General features: G+C 66.9%; 12 protein-coding genes. 3 read left to right on the plus strand and 9 right to left on the minus strand.

Annotated elements, in window-relative coordinates; all coding sequences use genetic code 11:
• Positions 1 to 30: 30 nt before the first annotated feature.
• The gene (locus CRT60_RS21480; protein WP_412504566.1) at positions 31 to 210 is read left to right on the plus strand and encodes a zinc-finger domain-containing protein; all 180 of its coding nucleotides are present in this window, start codon (positions 31 to 33) and stop codon (positions 208 to 210) included.
• A gap of 28 nt (positions 211 to 238) precedes the next feature.
• On the opposite strand, the gene CRT60_RS21485 is transcribed toward CRT60_RS21480, so the two are convergent.
• Together CRT60_RS21485 and CRT60_RS21490 are read right to left on the minus strand one after the other, a co-directional pair.
• Positions 239 to 1,993 (minus strand): bifunctional protein-serine/threonine kinase/phosphatase, encoded by a 1,755-nt coding sequence (locus tag CRT60_RS21485; RefSeq protein ID WP_244592680.1) that lies wholly within the window; start codon positions 1,991 to 1,993, stop codon positions 239 to 241.
• A gap of 65 nt (positions 1,994 to 2,058) precedes the next feature.
• Positions 2,059 to 2,895, minus strand: coding sequence for a formate/nitrite transporter family protein (locus tag CRT60_RS21490; protein ID WP_098738543.1), 837 nt, complete (start codon positions 2,893 to 2,895; stop codon positions 2,059 to 2,061).
• A gap of 661 nt (positions 2,896 to 3,556) precedes the next feature.
• Between CRT60_RS21490 and CRT60_RS21495 the strand changes: the two genes are divergently transcribed.
• Positions 3,557 to 5,614, plus strand: coding sequence for a sensor domain-containing protein (locus CRT60_RS21495; protein ID WP_098738544.1), 2,058 nt, complete (start codon positions 3,557 to 3,559; stop codon positions 5,612 to 5,614).
• Positions 5,615 to 5,656: 42 nt separating this feature from the next.
• Here the strand turns inward: CRT60_RS21495 and CRT60_RS21500 are convergent, their stop codons facing one another.
• Positions 5,657 to 6,676 (minus strand): LuxR C-terminal-related transcriptional regulator, encoded by a 1,020-nt coding sequence (locus CRT60_RS21500; protein WP_244592681.1) that lies wholly within the window; start codon positions 6,674 to 6,676, stop codon positions 5,657 to 5,659.
• A gap of 509 nt (positions 6,677 to 7,185) precedes the next feature.
• A complete protein-coding gene (locus CRT60_RS21505) occupies positions 7,186 to 9,963 on the minus strand; it encodes a carbohydrate-binding domain-containing protein (RefSeq protein WP_244592682.1) in 2,778 nt (925 codons plus the stop codon).
• A 342-nt stretch (positions 9,964 to 10,305) separates the two neighbouring features.
• On the opposite strand from CRT60_RS21505, the gene CRT60_RS21510 reads away from it, so the two are divergent.
• Positions 10,306 to 11,514, plus strand: coding sequence for a glycosyltransferase family 4 protein (locus CRT60_RS21510; RefSeq protein ID WP_098738547.1), 1,209 nt, complete (start codon positions 10,306 to 10,308; stop codon positions 11,512 to 11,514).
• Between the two features lie 10 nt (positions 11,515 to 11,524).
• Here CRT60_RS21510 and CRT60_RS21515 read toward each other — a convergent pair whose 3' ends face one another.
• From CRT60_RS21515 to CRT60_RS21535, 5 genes are read right to left on the minus strand one after another with little or no spacing between them, the layout of a single operon-like run.
• Complete coding sequence (locus tag CRT60_RS21515) at positions 11,525 to 13,228, minus strand: hypothetical protein (protein WP_098738548.1); 1,704 nt, start codon at positions 13,226 to 13,228, stop codon at positions 11,525 to 11,527.
• Positions 13,225 to 14,484 carry a glycosyltransferase family 4 protein gene (locus tag CRT60_RS21520; RefSeq protein ID WP_098738549.1) on the minus strand — a complete coding sequence of 420 codons (1,260 nt, stop codon included), beginning with the start codon at positions 14,482 to 14,484 and terminating at the stop codon, positions 13,225 to 13,227. The genes CRT60_RS21515 and CRT60_RS21520 overlap by 4 nt, the downstream gene beginning before the upstream one ends.
• A 10-nt stretch (positions 14,485 to 14,494) precedes the next feature.
• Positions 14,495 to 15,682, minus strand: coding sequence for a glycosyltransferase family 4 protein (locus CRT60_RS21525; protein ID WP_244592683.1), 1,188 nt, complete (start codon positions 15,680 to 15,682; stop codon positions 14,495 to 14,497).
• Positions 15,667 to 17,184: an O-antigen ligase family protein gene (locus CRT60_RS21530; RefSeq protein ID WP_244592684.1), complete on the minus strand. Its 1,518-nt coding sequence runs from the start codon at positions 17,182 to 17,184 to the stop codon at positions 15,667 to 15,669. The genes CRT60_RS21525 and CRT60_RS21530 overlap by 16 nt, the downstream gene beginning before the upstream one ends.
• Positions 17,181 to 18,167, minus strand: a complete 987-nt coding sequence (locus CRT60_RS21535; RefSeq protein WP_244592685.1) for a glycosyltransferase family 2 protein — start codon at positions 18,165 to 18,167, stop codon at positions 17,181 to 17,183. The genes CRT60_RS21530 and CRT60_RS21535 overlap by 4 nt, the downstream gene beginning before the upstream one ends.
• Between the last annotated feature and the right edge of the window lie 11 nt (positions 18,168 to 18,178).

Consider the following 18,178-nt stretch of genomic DNA (forward strand, 5'->3'; position numbering starts at 1 on the left):
GCGCGCCTGTCAAAACAGAGGATGACTGCTATGCAGCCGACCGAGACGATCCTTGTTGAAACCTCGACCGTCGGATGCGACGGCGGCGGCGGCGCGCTGGGCCATCCGCTGGTCTATCTGACGCTGGATCGCGAAGGGCAGGTCGAATGCCCCTACTGCTCGCGCCTGTTCAAGCTGAAGGAAGGCGCCAAGGTCGCCCACGGGCACTGACAGCCCGTTCCTCCTGCTGGCGGGCCGGTCAGACCCGGCCGGCCAGCAGGATCAGCACGGCCAATGCCAGCAGCGCCGACAGCCCCTGCCAGAAGGCCAGCGGGTTGCGCTCGATCAGCGGCCGGCGCCGCATGCCCGCCGCCTGCTTGCGCGGATGGCGCAGGTCGTACAGGAACTCCGACAATTCCCGATAGCGCTTGGCCGGGTCCGGGTGGACCGCCTTGCGCAGCACCCCGTCGATCCAGGCGGGAACCGCCCGCCGGTCGTCCAGGGCGGTGCGGTAGACCAGCTTGCGTTGGCGCGCCCGCGTGGTGGCCGTCGCCGCATCGGCGCCGTAGGGCAGGCGGCCGGTCAGCATCTGATAGGCCATGACCCCCAGCGCATAGAGGTCCGACGCCGGCGTTCCGCCTTCCCCCAGCAGATATTCAGGCGCGGTGTATTGCAGCGTGCCCAGAATCTCGCCGCGGTCGGCGTCGGGCATGGTTTCCAGGATGCCGGGAACCAGGACCGATCCGAAATCGACGATCTTCACCGTTCCGGTGCCGTCGATCATCACATTGTCGGGCCGCAGATCCTGATGCAGCATCTCCAGCCGGTGGAAGGCCTGCAACCCCTTGCCGATCTGCTCGACGATGGCGCGCACGGCGGGCAGGTCAGGACTGGGGTGGTCGCGCATCCACTGGGTCAGCGTCTGCCCCTCGATATACTCGGTGACGACATAGAGGTGACGGCGCGGCCGGCTCTGCGGCGGCGGCTTCAGCACATGGGGGCTGTTGAGCCGGCGGGCGATCCACTCCTCCATCAGGAAGCGGCGGAGGTGGGCGCGGTCGTCGCGCCGGTCGATGGCCGGCACCTTCAGCGCCACCGCCGGGCCCACCCCTGGGCCGCCTGCACCGTCCTGGGCCAGATAGACATGGCTGCGGCTGCTGGCGTGCAACTCCCGAAGAATGCGGTATCCCTCGAACTCCGTCCTCGGCTCCAGCAGGGGCGGCAAGGGCAGGTCGGACAGCCGGTGGAACAGGTCGCCGGCATCGGCGTCGGGAACCGCATCGATTCGGATGATCTGGAGGGTCAGATTGTCCGTGCTGCCGCGCCGCAACGCCTCTTCCACCGCGAATCGGGCTGCGCGGTCGAGGTCGTCCGGATGCCTGTCGATTGTGCTGATTAAAAATTCGGCATCGATATGCTCATAGACGCCGTCGGTCGCCAGCAGAAAAACATCGCCGGGTTCCACCGGCAGCTCGCGGCAGTCGATTTCGACATGCGGCACCACGCCCATCGCCCGGCCGAGATAGCTGACCTCCGACGACACCACCACGCGGTGGTCGTCGGTCAGCTGCTCCAGCGACCGGCCGGCGAGGCGGTAGATTCGGGAATCGCCGACATGGAACAGGTGCGCGGTGGCCGATTTCAACACCAGCGCGCTCAGCGTGCAGGCATAGCCGCGGTCCTGGTCGTAGCGGTATTCGCTGCGCCGGTTCTGGGCGTGCAGCCAGGAATTGGTCGCCGCCAGAACCCGCTGCGCCGCCATCCTGACCGACCAGCTTTCCGGCGTGCAATAATAGTCGGTCAGGAAGCTCTTCACCACGGATTCGCTGGCGATGTGGCTGACCCGGCTGGTGCTGATGCCGTCGGCCAGCGCCACCGCGATGCCCTTCATGCCCAGCAGCGGCGCGGCCGGGATCAGGGCTCCATGGAAATCCTGATTGGTCTCCTTGCGCCCCTTGTCGGACCACTGGCCGATGGAGATCCGCAGCTCTTTCACGATACCGGCCCCGCTCAAGGAAAACTCCGCTTCCTCCGGTCCAGGGCGGACCGGGGGGATGGCGGACGGACGGGCAGGGCGGCTTATTCGGCCGGTTGCAGGTGGGGCTGCTGCAGGCGGCGCTTGGGTGCCGTGCGGACATGGGTGGCGTAAAGCGTCAGGCCGGTGAAGGCGAGGCCGCCGATCAGGTTGCCCAGGACCGTCGGCAGCTCGTTCCAGATCATGTAGTCCATGACCGAGAAGTTACCGCCCATCAGCATCGCCGACGGGAACAGGAACATGTTCACCACCGAATGCTCGAAGGTCATGCCGAAGAACAGCATGATCGGCATCCACATGGCGATCACCTTGCCGCTGACCGAGGTGGAGATCATGGCGCCGACGACACCGGTGGAGACCATCCAGTTGCACAGCATGCCGCGCAGGAAGATGGTCAGCATTCCTGCCGCGCCATACTGGGCGTAGCCCAGCGTCCGGTTTTCGCCGATGTGGGAAATGACGGTGCCGACCTTGTCCGGCGGGGTCGAAAAGCCGTAGGTGAAGACCACGGCCATCATCACCGCCACCGTCAGCGCGCCCAGGAAATTGCCGACGAACACCAGCCCCCAGTTGCGCAGCACGCCGCCGATGGTGACGCCCGGCCGCTTGTCGATCAGCGCCAGCGGGGTGAGCACGAACACGCCGGTCAGCAGGTCGAAGCCCAGCAGATACAGCATGCAGAAGCCGACGGGGAACAGGATGGCGCCGATGATCGGAAAGCCTGTCTGGACCGTGACCGTGACGGCGAAGACCGCCGCCAGCGCCAGGATCGCTCCGGCCATGTAGGCGCGGATGATCGTGTCGCGGGTGGACATGAAAATCTTGGATTCGCCGGCGTCCACCATTTTGGTGACGAACTCGGAGGGCACGAGATACGACATGACAAGTCCCCTTGGAACAAGCGCTGAAGAAACGGCACGGCAGCGTCCGGTACGATCCGCGCGGCACCGGTCCGGTGCGGGGCGGGAGGAGGAAGGACGCAGTGCGTGTGATTTGGGTGCGGGCCGCAGTCTTTGGGTCCGCGCTGGTCAAACCGCCGTTGGCTTGAACGGGAGACTCATTGCACGGGATGTGCCAAACGCTGGAATGCAGCAAAGCGGCGGCATTTCGACCGCCGCGACGAGGCTGCAACGCAAAGAAGAACCGGTGTTGCTCAAAGACCGGGCAGTGCTGAATAAAAATCAATCATTCGCACAAGAACGATTATGACTCCAGACAAGCGAGTGTCCGTTGCAGCGAGGGACATAGCGGAGAAGTCTTTCAGAATTTTAACCGTAGCTCGCCAGACTATCGTTGCGAATCAATGCGCTGAGCAATGGCGTGGGTCTGATGTGCCGGTAATGGTCAGGAACGGTTACCTTTTTGTTATATTTTCCCTTCGTACTATGAGACAGTACAGGCGATGTCGCTTGACGGGCTTCATCGAACCGGCGTCTACTTTGCCGCATTGCGGAAAGATGGCAGTTCCACAATCGTTGTTTGAGTTGCAGGCCTATGTTGTTTCCAGGCGGTTCGGGATCGGCGTCGGATGAGGCGCGTACAATGAGTCACGACACTGAAGAGCAGTATCGCAGCATCTTCGAGAATGCTGTCGAAGGCATCTATCAGACCACCGTCGACGGCCGTTACCTGCGGGTCAATCCGGCGCTTGCCGATATCTACGGCTATGCTTCGCCCGAAGACCTGATCGCCAACCTCACCGACATCGCCTGCCAGCTCTATGTCGATCCCGGCAAGCGCGAGGCCTTCGCCGACCTGATGGCCCGCCAGGACCGCGTCCTCTGCTTCGAGGCGCGCGTCTTCCGCCGCGACGGCTCCATCATCTGGATTTCGGAAAGTGCGCGCTGCGTGCGCGACGCCGCCGGCCGCATCCGCTATTACGAAGGCACCGTCCAGGACATCACCGAGCGCAAGCAGCATGAGGAGAAGATCCGGCTGCTCGCCACCGTGTTCGACAGCGTCGCCGACGGCATCCTGATCGTCGATCCCGAACTGACCGTCCAGGCGATCAACCCGGCCTACGAGATCATGACAGGCTTCCAGCGCGAGGAGCTGCTCCGCAAGCCTTTGGTGCTCTTCGCCCCTGGCTCGCACGAGCGGGAGTTCGTCGACGCCATCTGGACCACGGCGCGCCAGGCTGGCCGCTGGCAGGGGGAGGTCACCAGCTTCCGCCATTCGGGCGACGCCTTCGCCGCCGCCCTGTCGGTGACGTCGGTCCGCGCGCCGAACGGTGTGCTGGAACATTACGTCCTGACCATCGCCGACATCAGCCAGCGCAAGTCGCAGGAACACCAGATCCGCTATCAGGCCAGCTTCGACCGGCTGACCGACCTGCCCAACCGCTGGCTGGTCTGCGAAAGGCTGGAGGAGGCCATCGTCCGCGCCCAGCGGACGAAGAGCAAAGTCGCCGTCGCCTTCCTCGACCTCAACCGCTTCAAGCAGGTGAACGACACGCTGGGCCACCATGCCGGCGACGAACTGCTGAAACTGGTGGCCCGGCGCCTGCGCAACTGCACCCGCATGACCGACACCGTCGGGCGGTTGGGCGGGGACGAGTTCCTGATCGTGGCGCCCGACGCCGCCGACCGCTCCGCCGGAGCCCGGCTGGTGGAAAAAGTGCTCTATTCGATGTCGGAGCCGTTCAGCGTCCACAATCAAGAGCTTTTCTGCGGCGCGTCCATCGGCATCGCCTTCTATCCCGACGACGGCGAGACGGCGGACCAGCTTCTGCGCAACGCCGATCTGGCGATGTACCACGCCAAGCGCAATCCGGAGCACAAATACGTCTTCTACGACAACGGGATGCGCGAGCGGTCAGGCTTCACGCTCGGGCTGGAGAGCGACCTGCGCCGGGCCAGCGGCGGTGACGAGTTCGAACTGCATTTCCAGCCCAAGATCGATCTGGACGGCAACCGCACCATCGGGGCGGAGGCGCTGATCCGCTGGCGCCACCCGGTCCGCGGCGTGGTCAGCCCGGCGGAGTTCATCCCGCTTGCCGAGGAAACCGGCCTGATCTGGGAAATCGGCGCCTGGACCCTGATCGAATCCTGCCGGCGGCTGGCCGACTGGATCCGGCGCGACCTGCCGATCCCCTCGGTGTCGGTGAACCTGTCGCCGCGCCAGTTCCAGGACGCCCGCCTCGTCGGTTTCGTGCGCAGCGTGGTTGAATCGGCAGGCATCCCGGCCGACCGGCTGGAACTGGAGCTGACCGAAGGTGCGATGATCGGCGACATCGAGAAGGCGGTGACGATCCTTAACGGGTTGAAGGACATCGGCGTCCGCCTGTCCATCGACGATTTCGGCACCGGCTATTCCTCGCTGGCCTATCTGAAGCGCTTCCCCATCGACACGCTGAAGATCGACCGCAGCTTCGTCCGCGACATCGTGAAGTCGACCACCGATCCGGCCATCGTCGGCACCATCGTCAATCTTGCCGAAAGCCTTGGCTTCGACACCATCGCCGAGGGGGTGGAGACACAGGAACAGGCCGACATGCTGCGCCAGCAGCGCTGCACCCGCATCCAGGGCTATCTGATCAGCCGGCCGCTGCCGATCGACCAGTTCGAAGCCTTCCTCGGCAACACCGTGGTTCCGGCCTGACGCCTGTCCCCCCTCTCCCGCCGGGAGAGGGGATACCCCGGCTTACGGCGCAGTCCGCTCCAGGAAATACTCCATCTCCTGGATGATGCCGCTCTGGGCGGCCCACAGGGCGGCCTGGGTGCGGTTGCGGACGTTGATGGTCTGCATGATGTGGCGGACATGAAGCTTCACGAGATCTTCCGTCATCAACATCTCGCGCGCGATTTCCTTGTTGCTGCATCCGTCCATGATCAGCTTCAGGATGCGGGCGTGACGCGGATAGAGCCCGGGATAACCCAGCAATTCGGTTTCATGCTGGGCCATCGCCCCATCCTCGCCACCGCGGCGCAGTGCGGTGGGAGAGAAGTAATCGAAGCATTCCTCCGGCACCACCGGCTCGCCGGCATGGATCAGGCGCAGGGACAGCACGAAGGCGGCCGGCGCCATCCGGTTCAGGAGATAGCCGCGCACGCCGAAGCGCAGGGCCATCCGCATGTGGTGGGCGGAAAATTCGTCGGCGATCATCGCAAGCTTGGCCTGCTCGCCGTACCAGCTGCGGAAATTCCAGGCGTCGGTTTTCAGCGAGGCCAGATCGAACAGCACGATGTCGGCGGATCGGTCGGGATTGCCGGTTCCGGAGCCGTTTCCAGGCGGCGCCTCCAGCGTGGCCACGGCCCCCCTGGCGGAGAACCCGTCGGAATAGCGGTCGGCGGCGCTGTTCGTTCTGCCGTTCCACATCGTCTTGGGTGAAAGTCCGGTTACAAGCCGGCTTTGCGGGTCGATGACCTCGAAGCAATCATCAAGAATGTTCAGGATGGATTCGCGCAGCAATCGGCTTTGGTTGTGAACAATCACACGAATGCGATCGGACATGTCCGTCTCCCCCAGGAATAGACGAATTGGCGGACGGCATTGCGCGGCCGGAAGGCAGGCTTTCCCCCCTGGACGCTGTGCTTGGACGTCGGCGGTGCCGGTGCGTGGCAATTCAGGTTTGCCGGATTCTATGCCCGGCGTCCTACCTTCGGCCCCCCGTTCGGACCGTTGCCTCCGCAGTCTCCGATGCCGCCGCGCATGGCCGCGCAATGCCGCAATTCCGATGGACGATGCACGTTGTATCGCTGGTGTCGTGCTCGCCCGTTCGAATTTAGATCAAACTATGATCCGGCACTCACGGCATTGTCTGCTGCACTTTTGGAATTGTTCCAGGCTCAGTGGGGGTGAGAATCACCCTGTCAGGGCGGAGTCCCCTGTCAGGCGGACAGCAGTAATAAGCCATCCTCGTGTGCCGGGATAGAGATGATTAACCGACAAAGACAGTGGTGGCTCCAAGGGATATCGCCAATCGTAGCGGGTCCGAAGGGAAGGGGGCCAAACGATTTTGCCATACTAAGAAGAAAAACGCCACGGCAAATCAACTTATATTAGATGCCTTGACTTGTAATCTGTCCGATCCGCGCCAGTTCACCATCGATAATATAGACTCTTAAACAGCGGTTGCCAGGAGAATCTTCGTTGACCATGGAAACGAAAATGGAGCCCCGCCTGGACGGGGCTCCATTTTCGTTCCGGCTAGCTGTGTCTTGGCCGCCGCCTTATGCCACCACGTCGTGGGTGATGGCATAGACGCCGGTGTCCCAGCGGGAGATGGTGGTGTCGAAGCCGCCGACGCCATTCACCACGTCGAAACCCTGGGTGGTGTTGTGCATCAGATCTTGGACCGTGTAGTGGCCGTTGGCGAGCTGCAATTCCACATGGGTGGCCACGGCCTTGCGCGCCGCGGTGTCGTTGAAATCGACGCGGTCGGAGGCGACGACGATCAGCCGGTCCTTCTGGTCGTAGAAGCCGTATCCGGTGATCTGGGCATCCGGATCCTTGTCGGTGAAGCTGAGCGGATGGTGGTAGTTCAGCGCCTCGTCGCCGATCAGCACCGGGGCCTTGGCCTTCAGGGCCGCGATCTCGGCGTCGCTGAACAGAGTATGCCCCTCATATGTGGCTTGCGGGATGATGAAGGCGCTGGGCGCGCTGGCCTTGGTCATCGACGACAGGGCGGCGTCGCTGACGTAATAGCCGAAGGGCACGCCGGCATCGTGCAGCTTGGTGATCGGCTCCAGCAATTCGCCGAGATAGGCATTGCCGATGGAGTTGCCGGCCGGCTCCAGCGCATTCATCGCCTTTTCGGCGTTGGCGCTGTAATAGAGCGCTGGGCCGAAGGGACGGGTCGGCACGATGTCGCGCAGCATGTCCAGCCAGGGCTGCTTCACCTCGCCCCAGTCGTGATAGCTGCGCGACCATTGCTCCGCCGCCCGGCGGACGCCGCCCTGGTCGTCGGCGATCATGGTCCAGCCGCTTTGAAGCCAGGTCTGTTCCAGCCGGCCCCAGCCCAGCTCATCGCGGACCGTGCCGGTGACGCCGGTGTAGAGGCTGTTCACCGCGCCCCAGTAATCATCCTCCGACGAGGACATCATGTGGCCGAAATGGGCGTCCGGCGCGCGGGCGGCATGGATGCCCAGCATCGCCTGCTCGTAGGAGGCCGGGGCCTGCTTGTGCTGCATCTCGAAGCGTTCGAGGGTCTGCACGTTGAACAGGATGTCCTTCTCGTTCATTTTGTCGGCGATCACGCGGGCATCGACGCCGGCGAATTCGCGCATCGCCGCCGGGGTGAAGGACACCTGGGTGGTCAGCCAGGCGGCCTTGCCGGTGTTCTTGACGATGGCGTCGTCCAGCGCCTTCCAGCCATAGGCCCAGCCGTCGACGAAATAGTCCAGCCACTGGGTCGGGTGGTTGTCGACGATGTCCTGTGCCTGCTGCGCCAGCGTGCTGCCGGCCACCTTGATGCCGGTCTTGCTGCTGAATTCGGCGATCATGCGCGAATTGAAGAAGTCCATCACGCCGGAATGCGGGCTGCCGTCGAAGAAGTCGGCCAGCTCGTACCCGCGGGTGCCGGTCAGGGCGGACAGGCGGCCCAGCTTGTCGGCCATCCAGTCGGCGTAATGGGCGGTGCCGCCGGTCCAACCGGCCGGTGCATCCTTGGCGTCCAGCGGCATCAGCGGGCTGACATAGCCCCAGCCATAGGGATTGCTGCTGTCGGAGTTCAGGACATTGCCGTCGCCGTCGCGTCCCAGATACTGCGGATGGGCCTTGACCCATGACACCCACGCCTTGTGGCCGCCCAGATTGGCGAACTCGCCGCCGTTCTGCGAGAACTCGAAGGTATCCTCCCACAGCTGCAAGCCGATCAGCGGCATCACCCCGTCGGCCAGATGGCCGGCGGCGACATCGCGGGTTTCCTTCAGATGGGCGGCATTGGCATAATCGGGCACCGATTCCCAGAACAGGTGCTGCGGCGCCAGCCCGCGGTCGGCGCCCCAGGAGATGGTCGACACGTCCGACATCAGCGGCGGACGCTCGCTGCTGACCCCGGCGCTGGCGCTGTGGTCGTTCTTCGGCAGCGTGGCGGCCGGCGCCGTCGGAATTGTGGGAGTGGTGGGAGCGGTCGGCGCCGTGGGAGTGGTCGTCGCGCCGCTGGCCAGCATGTCCTTGCTGACGGGAATGCTGAGCGTGCCGTTCCACCACAGGCCCTGCTGGCCGGCGATGACGTCCTTGCCGTCCAGCGCGCCGCGGTCATAGGTGACGCCTGCGGCGGTCGAGGCGACGCTGTGGCCGTTCACCACGACGGAGCCGACATAGAGGCTGCGGTCCTGGCCGTTGACAACGGCGTCGTTGTCGTACTGGACCTGGACCTTGTGCGCCAGGGCCGGATCGAGATCGACCGTGAACTTGTAGGCGGTCTGGCTGGTGGCGGCCACCTTGGCATCGCCCACCATTTTGCCGTCGACCAGAAGCTTGAAATGCGGCGGCACGCCGCCGGCACTGGTGCCCCAGGCATTGACGACCACGCTGAAGGATTTGGTCGCCGCCGGGGTCGCGACCACCGCCTCGGCGGCATCGGTCGCCGTGGGGACGGGGAACAGCGAGGCGGGCAGCGGCATGTTCAGGGCGCCGCCCCAATAGAGACCCTCCTGCCCCTTCACCACGTCCTTCCCGTCGACCGCGCCCTTGTCATAGGTGACCGACGGGTCGGTGACGGCAATCGAGGTGCCGTTCACCGCCACGGCGCGGACGAACAGGTTGCGGTCGGCGCCGCCGACCACCCCGTCATTGTCATAGACGAGCTGAAGGTTGTGCGCACTGCCGGCGGCGACCTTTGCGGTGATCGTGTAACGGCCGGCGGTGCTGCTGTTCACCGTCGCCTGACCGATGGTCGCACCATCGAGCTTGAGCGCCAGATGCGGCCAGATGCCGCCGGCAGCCTGTCCCCAAGCGTCTATCGCAAAGGTGACATCGATGAGATTGGACCCGGTGGACGGCATCGGCACGACTCCTATTAATCGGATATTAAGATCTTCCAAAACGGGATTACCCGTATCGGTCGGATTACCCTTCTCGTTAGGAGTAGTCGCACGAAAGTTTATGTAATTGAGAGAGTCAATCTTGGGACATGACTCTGACTCATCTTTGACTCTTCCAAAAAAATCGATTTTGAGTCCGCGAATGCTTTAGACGCTGAAAGACTGAATCCGACATCGGCAGTCTTAAGCCTGTTGTGTGGAGATCGTATCTTTCGTTTGTTTGGTGTCCGCTCCGCCTCCATGGTCCACTGCGGCACGAACCGCCGCCGATACCGCAGATCAGGCAGGGCAGGAGATCCCCCTATGCGCACCGAATCCCTGCGCATCGCCGTCGTTACGCAGAAGATCGTCCGCCATGACGGCCAGGGACGCGTGAACGCGGTCGTGGTCGACGAACTGCTTCGCCGCGGGCACGAGGTCGTCGCCATCGCGTCGGAACTGGCGGACGAACTGGCGTGTCATCCGCGCCTAAACTGGGTTCGCATCGACGGGGGAGGGGTGCCGACGCAGCTGGCGAAGGACCAGCTGTTCGCATGGCGGGCCAGCCGGGCGCTGGCACGGGAAAGGCGCCGGGGAAATGGTCAGCCGGGATTGGACAGGGTGGTGGTGAACGGCTTCGTCAGCTGGGCGCGGTCGGACGTGAACGCGGTGCATTTCGTCCATTCCGCCTGGATGCGTTCCCCCACCCATCCGATCCGCAAGGGCGTCTCGCCCCTGTCGCTCTACCGGGCGCTCTACACGCTGCTGAATGTCGGGTTCGAGCGCTGGAGCTTCCGCCGTGCCGGCCGGCTGGTGGCGGTGTCGCGCACCGTGGCGGACGAGTTGCGCCGGGACGGCATCGTGCCCGGGCGGCTGAGCGTGATCGACAATGGCGTCGATGTCGAAGAATTCCGTCCGGGAACGCCGGATCCGGCGCTGTTCGGCTTGCCTCCCGGCCGGCCGGTGGCGCTGTTCGTCGGCGATGCCCGCAGCGACCGCAAGAATCTGGACGGTGTGCTGCGCGCGTTGGCCGAGGTGCCGGATCTGGCGCTGGCGCTGGCGGTGGTCGGCGACGAGCGGGGCGGTCCATTCCCGGCGATGGCGCGGGCGTTGGGGGTGGAGCAACGGGTCCGCTTCCTTGGCCACCGGCGCGACGTGGCGGCGCTGATGCGGGCGGCCGACCTGTTCGTTTTCCCGACCCGCTACGAGCCCTTCGGCCTCGTCCTGCTGGAAGCGGCGGCGAGCGGGCTGCCGGTCGTCACCACGCGTCTGGCCGGTGCCGGCCGGCTGCTGGAGGACGGGGCGGCCATCGTGCTGGATCGCCCGGACGCCCATGCCGAGTTGGTGCAGGCGATGCGCAGTCTGGCGGCCGACCCGGCGCTCCGCCGCCGCATGGGGGAGGCCGGGCGCCGCATCGCCGAGAGCCGGGACTGGTCGGTGACGGCCGGGCAGTATGCCGACCTGCTGGAGGAGCCGGGATGCTCGGGGCGGGCGGTCGAGGGGCGGGGGCTGTTGGCCGGATCGGCCCCCTGACCGGGTGCCGTCAGCGCACTCCCAGCCGCAAATCCATCGTCACGCTGTCGCTTCCCGCCGGGGCGTCCGCCACGGCCACGCCCACCGCAGCCGCGGGGCCGGCAGAGGAGTCGACCCGTTGTGGAACGCCGCCGGCGGGGCGCAACAGGCTGCCCATGCGGATGGCGGGGCGGGTCTTGCCGACTGGCGCGGTGCCGCTGGTGGCGACCGGCACGACGCCGCCGGCAGGGGCGGAGGTCAGGGCGACGCCATCGGCCGGGCGGTCCTGCTCCAGCCGGCGCACCCGGTCATAATCGCGCTGCACCAGATTGCCGGCATCGACGCCGCCGGAGCCCACCCTGCGGAACTCGCCGGCGCAGTCCACCGCCTCGAACCGGTTGGCGCGGCAGGTGCCGGAGATGCTGAGCGCCGGAGCGAACCCGTCGCGGCCGAGACGGATCAATCGTTCCGCATCCTCAAACCGGTTGCCGACGGCCGAGGATGCCACCACGGCCGCGGTCTCGATGTCGGCGGCGCGGTCGTTGGTGCCGTCGCCGAAGCTGGCGCTGCCGCCGGTGAACCGGTTGCGCTCCAGCGACCGCACCACGATCAGGCCGGTGACCGGCCGTCCGGCGAGGCGATAGTCGGGCAGCAGCGACCCGCTGCAGCCGATCAGGACATTGCCGTACATCTCCGCCATCGGCCCCTGGATCCAGCCATTGCCGCAGGCCTCGAAGGCGCAGTCGAGGAATTTGTTGTTCGACAGGAATGTCCGCTTCGGCGCCCCGTCCTCCGCCAGGATGGCGTAGGGCGAGAAACCGAAATGGCAGGAAATGAAGCTGGCATGATCGATGCCGTTCTCCGGCGCCACGGCGATGGAGGCCAGCGTGTTGCCGGCGAGATCGGTGTCGAGGAACAGATGATCGCCGAAGCTGTCGGTTCCCGCCGACCAGTAGGCACCGATATGGTTCTTGGTCAACTGGCAGGAGATCAGCGAGGAATGGTCGCGCCAGACATCCACCCCGGCGCGGAAACCGTACACCCCGACCCGTTCCAGCAGGAAGCGGGAGGTCAGGGCCACCCCGCCCATGCCCGGCGGCGCATCGCCCGGCCGGTTGCCGGGCTTCGGTCCGCGCAGGCTGAGATGCGCGATGCGGCTGCGCTGATAGCCCTTGTTGTCGTTGCGGGCGGCCTGCCGGCTGCCGGCACGGATGGCGAAGCGGCCCGGCCCCAGATCCTCCGGCCAGGACAGCAGCGAGGCCCGCATCCCGGCGCCGACGATCTCGACCTCGTTGAAGGCATCGTCGTAGCGGTCGAGGTTGGGCAGGACGATCTCGCCGTCCAGACGGTACTGGCCCGGCGGCACCAGCACCGTCCCGCCCTGGCCGCTGCGCGACAGATCCAGGACAACGCCTTGCAGAGCGGCCCAATCGCATTCCTGGTCCAAGGAACGGGCATGCGGATAGACGCGCCGCGCCGCCTCCAGGGTCTTGTAGCGTTCCGACAGAGGATGGCTGCGCCCGTCGCCGATGGCACCGCGGTCGCGGATCGACAGGGCCGGGCCGTTCCGTGGCGGTTGGTCGGGGGGCAGGCCGGAGGGTGGGGTGAGAGACGGGCGCGATGGCTTGTCCGGGGACGCTCCGGCAGTGACGGCGGCGGATGCGGCAGCCGGCAGTGCCAGGGCCGCGGACAGCAGCGCACGCCTGCCGATGCGGCTGCCGGTTCGGTCATTCATGGGACACGAACCCGCGCCGGCCGCTGGAGCCCTCCGCTGAGGGCGGCGCGATAGACCTCCTCCACCCGGTCGAGATGGCGGTCCAGGGTAAAGGGCGCTTGCCAATAGCGATCGTAGGCGTTGCGGCCCATCCGCGTCACCTCCGCATCGTGGGCGAACAGCTTCAGGCAGCGGGCGAGGTCGGCGGCGTCGCCGCTGCGGAACAGGAAACCGTTCTCGCCGGACAGTACCGCCTCCGCCGCCGCGCAATTGTCGCTGACGATGATGGGGACGCCATTCGCCAGCGCTTCATAGGCGGCGAGGCCGAAGGTCTCGTACCACAGCGACGGAACCACCAGGGCGCGCGCCCGCCGCACCTCCTCCAGCACTCCATCGGGCGGCAGCCAGCCGGCAAGCTCCGCCTCCGGGTTCAGCCGGCGGACCGTCTCCATCTCGTCGCCGTCGCCGATGAAGCGCACCGGGCAACCGGCTTCGGCCGCCGCTTCGGCCAGCAGGGCGGCCCCCTTCTCGCGCGACAGGCGGCCGACGAACAGCATGTGGCGGTTGTCGGCGACCGGAGCCGGACCGCGAGCCCTGATCCCGTCCGGCACCTCGACCGGGTTCGGAATCGGCAGGGTCATGGTGCCGGGTGGCAGGTGAGGGGCAATCACCGCGCGCTGGCGGTCGCTGAGCGTCACCAGCGCCATGCCCCCGGTGAAGCCGCCGGCCAGCGCGCCTGCCGCATGGCGGGCCGCCCGCCACCATTTGTGATGCAGGGCGCGGGCGTCGCAGTCGGTGGCGAGACAGCCGGCAGACAGCGCCCGGTGCGGACAGTTGACGCCGTCGGGAAAGACGAAGAAGGCGCCGTTGGGGCAGAGCGGGAAATAATCGTGCAGGGTCAGAAGCACCGGCAGGCCGGATTTGCGGCAGACCGGAAAGACGCTGGGCGACAGCGCCTTGGCCCAGCCATGGATATGGATCACCGTGTCGTTGGCCGGGCAGCCGGCAAGCAGGCTCTCCAGCGCACGCGCCGCTTCGCGGTTCCAGAGCCCCCGCAGCGCCGCCTGCACACGGTCGGCATTGCCCTTCAGGTCGGCCTGTTCCAGGCAATGGACGGTGATGCCGTCGGTCAGCAGGGCCGGATCGATGGGCGGCACGGCGGTGAAGAACTGGACCCGGTGGCCGCGCCCGGCCAAGCCGACGGCGCCCGCGATGGCGACCTTGGCCAGCCCGCCGCTGGGGTGGGCATGGTCGCAGAGGATGACCACCGTGCTCATGACGGGATGCTCATTGCAGGGCGCCGCGGTAGACCGCGGCGGTACGGGCGGCGATCACCGGCCAATCGAAGCGGCTGCGGACCAGGGCCCGGCAGGCGTCGGCATCCGGCAGGCGGCGGACGCCGGTCAGCGCCTCCGCAAGGCCGATGCCGATGGACCGTGCGTCGGTCCCGGCGAGCACGAGGTCGCCGTCCAGCCCCTCCATCACCTCCGGCAGCCCGCCGACCGGGGTGACCATCACCGGGGTGCCGGCCGCCAGCGATTCCAGCGCGGTCAGGCCGAAGCCCTCAAGTGCCTGGGACGGCATCACACACAGATCGGCGGCGCGGTAGGCCAGCGGAAGATGGGCATCGGGAACGAAGCCCAGCAGCCGCACATGCTCCTCCAGCCCCAGCGCGCCGATGCGATCCTGAAGGGCTGCCGCCTCCGGCCCGCGCCCGGCGACGACCAGCAGCACGTCCGGCACCCGGCGGCGCAGCTCCGCCATGGAATCGACCAGCGCCGTCAGCCCCATGCGCTTCACCAGCCGGCGCACCGTCAGCACGGTGGGACGCCCCTGCGGCCAGCCGAGCCGCACGCGCGCCCGCTGCCGGCTGTCGGGAAGGTCGTAGCGGTCGGCATCGACGCCGCCCGGCACCCGGTGGATGCGCTCCGGCGGTACGCCATAGCGCTCGGCCAGAACGGTGGCGAAGGACCGGGACAGCACGACGAAGCGGGTGGCGCGGCGATAGACCAACCGCTCCACCATGAATTTCAGCCGCACCGCCAGCGGGCCGGCCCCCTCCGCCGCACTTTCCAGCGCCCAGGGGCCATGGAAATGGACGACCATCGGGCGGTTGCGCAGGGCCGGCAGGGCCCCCACCGTGTTCAGCGCGAAATGTGAGGCGACGAGGTCCGGCGCCTGCCGGCGCAACGCCTCCGCGATGGCGGTCCGTGCCGCCACCATCCGGCGCGGCAGGGAGGCCGAAGGCGGCGCGAAGCTGGCGATGCGGGCGCCATTGTCCAGCGTTTCGGAAACGGTGCCCAGCACCAGCCCGGAGAAGGCGATGCCCTGCTGCGGCAGATGGCGGGCGAGGTTGTAGAACATGTTCTCCGCCCCGCCATGGGTTTCCGGAAACCAACCCAGCCCAAGCTGGAGCACGCTGGCCTCCCGCATCTCCTCCGGCAGGGCGCCGGGCAGGATCAGGCTTCCGTCCATTGCTTGTCCTCTTGGAGTTGGCGTGCGGCGGCTTGCTCGACGGTTGTTTGCTCGGCGGCGACCTGCCGGGTGGCGAGCCCATGGTTCTTGGCGGCCATCGCCATGCCCAGGAAGAACCAGAAGCCGACGCCCGTGACCTTCACCAGCGTGTGCTCGAACACCATGCAGAGGAGGATCGTCAGCGCAGCGGTCTCGGCGCAGCGGGCGAAGGGGTCGGGCGGCGCCCCGCCGCGGCGCAGCATGCCCACCGTCAGCGCGATGATCCCGGCGACGTAGCCCAGCGTGCCGGGCCAGCCGAGTTCGTAGGGCACGCGCAGGATGCCGCTGTCGAAGAAGGCCATTGCGCCCAACTGACCGTCCTCGTTGGTCAGCTTGGTCGCGGTGTCGATGGTGCCGAGCCCGGCGCCGCGCACCTCGGTCAGCGCCTGGATCAGGAAGCGGCCGTAGAACTCCTGCCGTTCCTGGTAGCTGCGGTCGTTCTCCATCGAATTCAGCGTGTCGAAGCGGGAGACGATGGCTTGGTTGACCAATGGCACGCTCAGCAGCGGCAGGGAGCAGAGCACCAGACCGACGCCGACGGCGACCAGCCGCAAGCGGTGCCGGCCGGGCATGGTCAGCAGCAGCCAGGCGAAGGTGAACAGCCCGGCCAGCCACGCCGCCCGCACCAGGCTGAGCAGCAGCGACCCCAGCGTCAGCGCGCCGGCAATCGGCACCAGGATGCCGCGGGCCGCCGGCAGCACCGCCAGCCCGGTCACCAGCAGGAAGGCCAGCGGGCCGGAGGAGTTCAGCGTGCTGAACACCCGCACCTGCATCGGCAGCGGCATGCCCTGGTTGGTCATGCCGACATTGATCAGCCAGCGCGCATCCCAGGCCGGCATGAAGAAATATTGGATCAGCCCATAGCCGCCGACCAACGCCAGCCCCAGCACGAAAGCGCGCAGAACCGCGTCGCGGATCTGCGGATAGAGCGGCCAGTGCAGGGCGACATAGAGCCCCAGCGTCACCGGCACCAGCCAGTTCAGCAGCGCGAAGGTCGCCGCCGCCATGCCGGCCTGGGTGATGCCGTTGAAATAGGCGTAGAAGATGCCCAGCATCACCGGCACGAAGCCGAAATAGGCGCGGTAGCGCAGCATCGGCAGATATTGCGCGATCACCAGACAGGTCATTGCGCCGACGGCGAAGGGCGTCACCATGACCGGGCTGATGACGCTCCAGCCCGCCTGGTAATCGACCAGCCGGCGCACCTCCGGCGTCAGGAACCACAGCCACCAGGTGAAGGCGGCGAAGCGGGCCGGGTCGCGCGTCACCAGCAGCGCGCCGACGGCCAGCGCCCCCACCGGGAAGATGATCTCCAGCAGGCCGGCCTTGCCGACCAGCACCGGCATCACAACCAGGAACCAGAAGACCGGCGCGGCCAGCTTGCCCAGGGACGGCAGGCCGCCCGTGCCGTGATGGGTATGGGCCAGATGGTTTTGATCCTGGCCGGCGGTGGCGAAGGTCATGCCGCTGTCTCCCGCCAGTCGCGCATCCCCGCCAGCCGGCCGCGCAGCGTGGCGCGCAGCTTCGCCCCGGCATGGCGGTCGCCGCGCAGCCTGAGCCTTGCCCATTGCGCCAGCCCGGGAAACTCGCAGGTCCCCACCAGCATGGCCCAGGCGGCGAAGGCGGCGCGGTTGGCCGGGCCGAAATGGGCCATCAGCGCCAGCGTGTCGTTGAAGGTGGCGTTCTCCTGCGCCAGCGGGTGGAAATGGTCGCTGCCACGCTGGTCGATGTCGAAGCGGACGGCCGGGAAATGGTCGACCGCCACCAGCGGATCGTAGACCAGCCGCCAGCCCTGGCGGGACAGGCGCAGGCAGAAGTCGACCTCGTTGCGGACCTGGGCGCCGCTGCCGCGCAGCCGGGTGTTCAGCCTTTGGCCGGCGATGGCCGCCCGGCGGAAGCTCCAGTTGGCGCCTTTCAGAACGTCGACGTCCTGCGCCGGACCGATACCCAGATGGTGGTTGCCGATGACGCGGCCGAACCATTGCAGCCGGCCGACGATCTCCGCCTCTCCAGTCTCCGGCACGTCGCCGTGAAAGACATGGTCGCGGCCACCGACCCCGCCGATGCGGGGATCGGTGCGATACCACGCCTCGATCCGCTCCACCCAGTCGGGATGGGGAACGGCGTCGTCGTCGGTTATGGCGATGATATCTCCGATGGCATGGTCCATGCCGCGGTTGATGGCGGCGACCTGCCCCGGCACGTCGATGCCGACGACCTGGACGGGCAGGGCGGGGCGGTAGCGGCGGGCGACTTCGGCGGACTCCGGATCGCTGTCGCGCACGGTGACGACCACCTGGACCGGCGCCAGGGTCTGGCGGACCAGCCCGTCCAGGCAACCGGCCAGCTGGTCCGGCCGGCGGTAGGTGGGGACGATCACGGTGACGCCCAGCCGCTCGGTGGCGCTGGGGTCTATCGGCACCAGCGATACCGGACGGGTCGCCACGGAAGCAGTTG

Source organism: Azospirillum palustre, from assembly GCF_002573965.1.
GTDB classification, from domain to species: Bacteria; Pseudomonadota; Alphaproteobacteria; order Azospirillales; family Azospirillaceae; genus Azospirillum; species Azospirillum palustre.

Coding starts and splice junctions, on each gene's coding strand:
- CRT60_RS21515 (WP_098738548.1), bottom strand. CDS start 13,228: ATGAATGACCGAACCGGCAGCCGCATCGGCAGGCGTGCGCTGCTGTCC.
- CRT60_RS21510 (WP_098738547.1), top strand. CDS start 10,306: ATGCGCACCGAATCCCTGCGCATCGCCGTCGTTACGCAGAAGATCGTC.
- CRT60_RS21495 (WP_098738544.1), top strand. CDS start 3,557: ATGAGTCACGACACTGAAGAGCAGTATCGCAGCATCTTCGAGAATGCT.
- CRT60_RS21480 (WP_412504566.1), top strand. CDS start 31: ATGCAGCCGACCGAGACGATCCTTGTTGAAACCTCGACCGTCGGATGC.
- CRT60_RS21530 (WP_244592684.1), bottom strand. CDS start 17,184: ATGACCTTCGCCACCGCCGGCCAGGATCAAAACCATCTGGCCCATACC.
- CRT60_RS21490 (WP_098738543.1), bottom strand. CDS start 2,895: ATGTCGTATCTCGTGCCCTCCGAGTTCGTCACCAAAATGGTGGACGCC.
- CRT60_RS21520 (WP_098738549.1), bottom strand. CDS start 14,484: ATGAGCACGGTGGTCATCCTCTGCGACCATGCCCACCCCAGCGGCGGG.
- CRT60_RS21525 (WP_244592683.1), bottom strand. CDS start 15,682: ATGGACGGAAGCCTGATCCTGCCCGGCGCCCTGCCGGAGGAGATGCGG.
- CRT60_RS21505 (WP_244592682.1), bottom strand. CDS start 9,963: ATGCCGTCCACCGGGTCCAATCTCATCGATGTCACCTTTGCGATAGAC.